Genomic DNA, 6,865 nt, shown 5'->3' with positions numbered 1-6,865 from the left:
CGCTCGGCCCGCCGTCGTCCACGGGACCCGACGCCGCGCCCTCGGCCGCCGCCTGCGCCGCGCGCTCGCGCGAGCCGTCGAGGTCGATGAGGCGGTCGAGGCCCACGACCACGCCGCGGGCGCTCCGGGTCGCACGGAGGGCGAGCAGGATCCCCGCCTCGTAGGCGCTCGGCGCGAGCGTGTCGTGGCTGATGGTGAGCACCTCGCCGTTGCCGCCGAAGACGACGTCCTGCTTGGCCACGACGCCCAGCATGCGGAGGCTGTGCACCGGGATGCTCGCGACCTGCTGGCCGCGTGCCCGCTGGTCGGTGTGCGGCGCCTGCACCGGTCCGCGTGCGCCGCGCGCCTGCGACATGAGCTCCGCCGTGCGGACCGCCGTGCCCGAGGGCGAGTCGATCTTCGACGCGCCGTGCGCCTCGACGATCTCGATGGAGTCGTAGAAGCGGGCGGCCATCTGCGCGAACGAGGTCGCGAGGACGCTGCCGACGGAGAAGTTCGGGATGATGACGACGCCCACGGCGAGGTTGCCGGTGATCCGCCGCTCGAGCTCCGTGATCCGCTCGCCCGTCCAGCCGCTCGTGCCCACGAGGACGTTCATGCCGTGCGCGACCGCGTACTCGACGACGCCCTGGCTGACCGCCGGGAGCGTCACGTCGACCGCGATGTCGGCGCCGAGCATGTCCGACAGCTCGCCCTTGGAGTCGAGGCTGGCGACGAGCTCGAACTCGTCGCTCGCCTCGACGATCTGCGTGATGAGCTGGCCCATGCGTCCCGTTGCGCCGACGACGGCGACCGTGGTTGTCATCCGTCCAGCGTACCGGCGCGGCCCGCGACGACGCTGGCCGGCCCGGCGGATGCGCCGCTAGTAGGGCTGCTGCTCCGGGAGGCCGGTGCGCAGCTCGACGGGCAGGTGGCCGAGGTCGTTGTGCACGACGAGGACAGGAGGCTTGGCCGAGCGCACGCGGATGATGGTGAGGCCGCAGTTGGCCTGGTTGATGCCCATCCACCGCCACTCGGGAGCGTCGAACACGTGCCGCACGAACCAGGCGATGACGAAGTTGTGCGTGATCAGGAGGTCGTGCCGGTCGTCGCGCGCGGGCGCCAGGAACTCGCTCACCGCGTCGGCCATCTGCGCGCTGCCGGCGTCGATCTCCTCCTCGGTGATCCCGCCGAAGAACGACTCGAACGCGTGCGGCATGTCCGGCACGGGCCCCGACGGGATGCAGTCGAACAGGAGGGACGACGGCTCCGGCTCCATCGCGGGCATGCGCTCCGCCATGATCGTCGCGGTCTCCTCCGCGCGCGCGAGCGGCGAGTGGCGCACGGACGTGAACGGCACGCCGCTCAGGCGGTCGGCGATGCAGTGGGCCTGGCGCTTGCCGCGACCGGACAGCGGTCCGTCCGGCAGGCCGTGCTCGGCGTCCTGCTGCTCGCCGTGGCGCACGAGGTAGATGTAGTGGGACACGGTTCCTCCTAGAGGAGCGAGGGGGTCGCGAGCAGCGGGGCGAACGCGTCGGCGCCGACGGTGCCGACTGCGGCGATCGAGAGCGGACGGGAGACCAGGTCGGCCGCGAGGGCGCGGACGTCCTCGGCGGTGACGCGGGAGAGGCGGGAGAGCGTCTCGTCGAGGTCGACGTACTCGCCGGTCGTGATCTCGGACCGGCCGAGCCGCGACATGCGCGTGTCCGAGTCCTCCAGCGCGAGGGCGGACTGGCCGGAGAGCTGACCGAACGCGCGCGCCAGCTCCTCCTCGGTCACGTGCTCCTCGGCGATCCTCTGGTACTCCGCGACCATGAGGCGCGACACCTGCTCGGTCTTGGCGGCCGTGCATCCGGCGTAGAGGCCGAAGACGCCCGCGTCCGAGTAGGAGGCGCCGAACGAGTAGACGGAGTACGCGAGGCCGCGCTTCTCGCGCACCTCCTGGAAGAGGCGCGACGACATGCCGCCGCCGAGCACCGAGTTGAGCATGGCGAGGGCGGGCCGGCGGGCGTCGGACGCCGCGAGTCCCGGCACGCCGAGCAGGATGTTCGTCTGCTCGATGGGGCGGTCGACGATGACCAGGTCGCTGCCGCGGGTGATGACCGGGGTGTCGCCCGTCCGACGCGCGACGGGCGCCGCCTCGACGGACAGGTCCCAACCCGCGCGCTCGAGGCCGGCGGTGACGCGTGCGACGAGCTCGTCGTGATCGACGGAGCCGGCCGCCGTGATGACGAGGTCCTGCGGGCGGTAGTTGCGGCGGTAGTGCGCGACGACGGCGTCGCGCTCGGCGGCCTCGATGTCCGCGGGGCTGCCGCCGATGGGTCGGCCGAGCGGGTGATCACCGAGCACGGCCTCGAAGAAGCGCTCGCTCACGACGTCGCCGGGGTCGTCGTCCGCCATGGCGAGCTCCTCGAGGATGACCCCGCGCTCGGTCTCGAACTCGTCGGCGTCGATGAGGCTCGAGGTGACCATGTCGGCCAGCACGTCGACCGCCATGCCGAGGTCGCGATCCTGCACCTTGGCGTAGTAGCAGGTGTACTCCTTCGCCGTGACGGCGTTGTGCTCGCCGCCGACCGCGTCGAAGGACACGGCGATGTCGAGGGCCGTGCGCGACGGCGTGCCCTTGAAGAGCAGGTGCTCGAGGAAGTGGGTGGACCCGAGATCGCCCGGCTGCTCGTCGCGCGAGCCCACCGCGACCCACATGCCGATCGTGGCGCTGCGGCTGCCCGGCACGTCCTCGCTGAGGATGCGCACGCCGGACGGCAGTACGGAGCGCCGGACGCGGGCGCCGCCCGTCGACTGCACGGTGAGCTCGGGGAGGTCGAGGGGGAGTTCTACGGCGCGGGACATCAGCGTCACCCTACGCCACGGGCCCCGCGACATCCCGGGCGCTCCGGGCGGCGGACGCGGAGGTCACGGACATCCAGGTCCGGCGTTCCGTGTCCCGCACGCCCCGCCGACCAGGACCGTCGAGCCCTGCAGGACGTGGATCGTCACCGGCCCGATCTGCACCGGGAGGGTGCCCGGGATCTGCTGCCACGCATCCCCGTCGAACCGATAGCTGGGCGAGTACGCGATCGTCAGCATCACCTGCCGGTCGCCCAAGCTCGCGTACACGTGACTCGTGTCCGTCGCGGTGAAGTCCTGCTGCCCCAGCTCCCGCCACGACGCCCCCGGACCCTCGACCGTGGTCGACGTCCCGTCGCCGTGATCCCACGAGAACGACACCGGCACGAACCGCACCTGCGCCGGACGCCCCAACAACACCCCGTCCACCACCTGGACGGGCGCGTCCGTGAACAGGTTCACCGGAGCACCCACGACCGCCCACCCGTTCGGCTGCGACCGGATCGACGCATCCCGCGGCACGAACTGCGCCACGTCCTGCAAGTCCACCCCCGGAGCGGCAGGCGTGGCCGGCGCCGGGTCCGACGGCTTCGCGGGCGCCTTCGCCGGCGGCAAGAACGCGTGCTGCCCATCCGAACACAGACCACCACCCGACAGACGCGCGCTCGGAGTGCACGGCACGTCCACGTCCGCTGCCATCCGCCCCCGCGGCACGGGCGCCTCAAGGTGTGGCGCCGTAGACGGTGTGGGTTGCAAGGGATCAGCCGGCGGATGAGCAGCTGCGCCGGAGGAGAAAGCCACACCGGCGCGGGTGGAGTCCGCTTGCAAGGCCACTCCCCCGCCCTGAATGCCTCCTGTCGTGCAGATGCCTTCACCGCCGAATTTGGCGCTGCAGGGATCGTCCGCTGATTCTGCTTCGGCGACGAGAGCAGGCGACAAGGCGAGGATCAGAGCCACCACGGGTGCGAGCAGACTCAACCGCATGCGTGCACGTCCTCATTGCGCACGATGTCGCTGATACGCCAGAGCGCATCGTCGGATTTGACAGCCTTCACCTGCAGGGACTGGCGGACCGCACGATCGGGCGTCACATCTGCACCGTTCGAGTCGATGATCCTCGTGCCACTGATGTCAAGGCAGACCTGGGCGGTCATGTACTGCGCTCCCTGCGGGTCGATGCCACGATCCGTGACCTCGAATCCCGACACCAGCTCCTGACCGTCGGTCCGCTGCCCCTGCTGACGTGCCTTGTGAAGCCCCGCTTCCTCGCTTTTCAGCGCACTCCCCGTGAGCAATGCCGCGAGGTCCTGATCCGTGAGGGAATTTGCGTCGAGGTCGACGAACCTGGTGAATACATCGTGGAATGCCTGTTCGTCCTGCTGCTCCTGGGTCAGGGAAAGGGCTGGCGCGGGTACAGGGGTGGACGATGAGGCGCATCCCGCGAGCACCTGGCAGGAGAGGAGGACGGCCACCGACAGCGCCACCGCTCCCCCTCGTCGTCGCAGCGGGATGCGCGGTCGCTCGTGCAAGGTCGTCTCCCCCGGGCCGTACGGATCCCGCGCGGACAGGCGGGCGCAGGAGCGCCGGGCATCGCGGGTCCCCGCAAGGTAGCCGCAGGGACGCGGCAGCCACCGCGACCCTCCACATCGCGGGGAGCGATCACGGGCACGGAGCCCTGGGGACGACTACTCGGACGCGCGGTCGAGCCGGGTCACGTCGTGCCGCGAGAGCTGCACGTGCGCCGCTTGCACCAGGTCGTGGACCTGCTCGGGCCGGCTCGCGCTCGCGACCGGGGCGACGATGCCCGGCTTCGCGAGGAGCCACGCCAGCGCGATCGTCGCGACGCTCGTGGAGTGGTGGTCGGCGATCTCGTCGAGGGCGGCGAGCACGCGGAGCCCTCGCCGGGTGAGGTACGTGGCCGCGCGGGCCCCGCGTGCGCCCTCGCGCACCGAGTCGCGCGTCCGGTACTTGCCCGTGAGGAACCCGTTCGCGAGCGCGAAGTACGGCATCACCGCGAGCTGCTGCCCGCGGACCACGTCGAGGTACGCCGACTCGTAGGGCGCGCGGTTGACGAGGTTGTAGTGCGTCTGCAGCGCGACGAACCGCGGGGCGTCGTACAGGCCGCCCATGATCCGCGCGTGCAGCAGCCGCTCGGCGGCGTAGTTCGACGCGGCGAGGTGGCGCACCTTGCCCGACGCGATGAGGCGGCCGGCGGCGGCGAGGCTCTCCTCGAGCGGCACGTCGAGGTCGTCCCAGTGGAAGTAGAGGAGGTCGATGTGGTCGGTGCCGAGCCGCGACAGGCTCGCGTCGACGGCGCGCTCGATGCGGGATCCGCCGAGGCCGGGGAAGTCCTCGCTCTTGCCGATCTTGGTCGCGACGACCATGGAGTCGCGGTTGCGACGCTCGCGCATCCACGAGCCGATCATGTGCTCGCTGCGGCCGCTCGCGTAGGAGTCGGCGGTGTCGATGAAGTTGCCGCCCGCCTCCTGGTAGGCGTCGAGGATCGCCGAGGTGTCCTCGGGGCCGGCCGTCCAGCCGAAGACGTTGCCGCCGAGAGCGAGGGGGAAGACGCGGAGGTCGGTGTCGCCGATCGCGCGGCGGCGGGCGGGGTGCGGGATGCTCCCGCCGGTGCGCAGGCCGGGCTCGGCGGCGGAGGCCGATGCCTCGAGCACGAGCGCGCCGGCGGCCTGGACGGTGGCGTCGACGATCGCGCCCGCATCCGGCGTCGGGTCGGTCGGGCGCGCACGACGTGCGACGAGCGCGGCGCCGCGACGGCGGCGCAGCAGCGGAGCGGTGGCGACGTCCGAGGGGGTGGGAGGAGAGGACGTCACAGCTCGAGGATACCGTTCAGCAGGCGAAAGGTTTGCGTACCAAGGGACTGGGCGCGCCGACGTTCGCCACCGGGACATCGGCCGGGCACGGGGCCTCCGAGGAGGGTCGGCCGCGCCCGCGGCGCCGCCGGAAGGGGTGCCGTGGATCCCCCGACCCCGGCACCCCTCGGCGGTCAGCATCCCCCGATGCGTCCCCCGGAGGCGGGCGATCACGTGGACCGGCCCGCATCGATCACGCTATCGATGCACCCGCGTCGGGACCCAGCCCCTCTTCGGGGGCCCCGGCCGCGGTATCCGGGTCGGACAGACGCGCCAGGAGGCGGCCCGGATGCGCGTCGGGGATGCTTCCCGGCCGCATCCCGGCCCGCCGTGCGAGGCTGGGGAGGTCAGCACCACCGAGAGGAACCCCCGTGCCCAACGACCCGCTGCACCGCCTGCCGGATGCCGCCCCCTTCCACCTCACCAGCCCCGACTTCGCCGACGGGGCACCGCTGCCCCAGTCGGCGCGCGGTGCCGCGCAGGGCGGCGAGGACCGCTCCCCCGCCCTCACGTGGACGGGCGCGCCCGCCGCGACCCGCAGCTACGTGCTCACCGCGTACGACCCCGATGCCCCGACCGGGAGCGGCTTCTGGCACTGGGCGGTGCGCGGGATCCCCGCCTCCACCACGGCGCTGCCAGCCGGAGCGGGCGACCCGGATGCGGGCCTCCTCCCGGAGGGCGCCGTGACCATGCACAACGAGGCACGCGAGACGCGGTTCGCCGGGGCGACGCCGCCCGCGGGCCACGGCACGCACCGCTACTTCTTCATAGTCACCGCGCTCGACGTCGAGTCGCTGGAGATCCCCGAGGGTGCGACCCCCGCGGTCCTCGGCTTCCTGATGCTGCCCCACGTGATCGGGCGCGCCCAGCTCGTGGGCACCGCGATCACCGTCGAGGGCTGAGCGCGGAGACGAGGAGGACGCCATGGCCGAGGACGAGGTCGACCGACCGGCGGCGGGGACGGGCGATGTCGCCCGCCCCCGCCGCGCCCGGCTCGCGCTGATCCTCGTCCTGGTGGCCGTGGCCGTCGTGATCGCGGTCGTCATCGCGGCGGTCGCCCTCTCGCAGGGCGGGTCGCAGCCGGTCACGCCGGCCCCCGAGACGAGCGTGCCGGCGACGACGCCCGACGCCACCACCGAGCCCGCGCCGTCGCCCACGCCGACGGACGT

Annotated in this window: 7 protein-coding genes and 1 pseudogene; 2 read left to right on the top strand and 6 right to left on the bottom strand. The window is 72.5% G+C overall.

The window, feature by feature from the left end:
- From dapB to DZG00_RS10560, 6 genes are all read right to left on the bottom strand, one after another.
- The coding region (gene dapB / locus DZG00_RS10585; RefSeq protein WP_119455605.1) for a 4-hydroxy-tetrahydrodipicolinate reductase at window positions 1–805 on the bottom strand (805 nt) is incomplete at its 3' end.
- 57 nt (window positions 806–862) lie between these two features.
- The gene (locus DZG00_RS10580) at window positions 863–1,465 is read right to left on the bottom strand and encodes a histidine phosphatase family protein (protein WP_119382926.1); all 603 of its coding nucleotides are present in this window, start codon (window positions 1,463–1,465) and stop codon (window positions 863–865) included.
- 8 nt (window positions 1,466–1,473) lie between these two features.
- Complete coding sequence (locus DZG00_RS10575; RefSeq protein ID WP_119382925.1) at window positions 1,474–2,829, bottom strand: M16 family metallopeptidase; 1,356 nt, start codon at window positions 2,827–2,829, stop codon at window positions 1,474–1,476.
- Between the two features lie 63 nt (window positions 2,830–2,892).
- Complete coding sequence (locus DZG00_RS10570) at window positions 2,893–3,810, bottom strand: hypothetical protein (RefSeq protein ID WP_233550119.1); 918 nt, start codon at window positions 3,808–3,810, stop codon at window positions 2,893–2,895.
- Window positions 3,801–4,310 carry a hypothetical protein gene (locus DZG00_RS10565; RefSeq protein ID WP_233549197.1) on the bottom strand — a complete coding sequence of 170 codons (510 nt, stop codon included), beginning with the start codon at window positions 4,308–4,310 and terminating at the stop codon, window positions 3,801–3,803. The genes DZG00_RS10570 and DZG00_RS10565 overlap by 10 nt, the downstream gene beginning before the upstream one ends.
- A 201-nt stretch (window positions 4,311–4,511) precedes the next feature.
- Window positions 4,512–5,657, bottom strand: a complete 1,146-nt coding sequence (locus DZG00_RS10560; RefSeq protein WP_119455603.1) for an aldo/keto reductase — start codon at window positions 5,655–5,657, stop codon at window positions 4,512–4,514.
- A gap of 410 nt (window positions 5,658–6,067) precedes the next feature.
- Between DZG00_RS10560 and DZG00_RS10555 the strand changes: the two genes are divergently transcribed.
- Window positions 6,068–6,598 carry a YbhB/YbcL family Raf kinase inhibitor-like protein gene (locus tag DZG00_RS10555; protein WP_119383271.1) on the top strand — a complete coding sequence of 177 codons (531 nt, stop codon included), beginning with the start codon at window positions 6,068–6,070 and terminating at the stop codon, window positions 6,596–6,598.
- A gap of 22 nt (window positions 6,599–6,620) precedes the next feature.
- Window positions 6,621–6,865, top strand: a pseudogene (locus DZG00_RS10550) (hypothetical protein); the annotation flags it as partial.

The organism is Clavibacter lycopersici (genome assembly GCF_003576405.1).
GTDB lineage: Bacteria > Actinomycetota > Actinomycetes > Actinomycetales > Microbacteriaceae > Clavibacter > Clavibacter lycopersici.
This window is presented reverse-complemented; position numbering and strand designations above follow the sequence as displayed.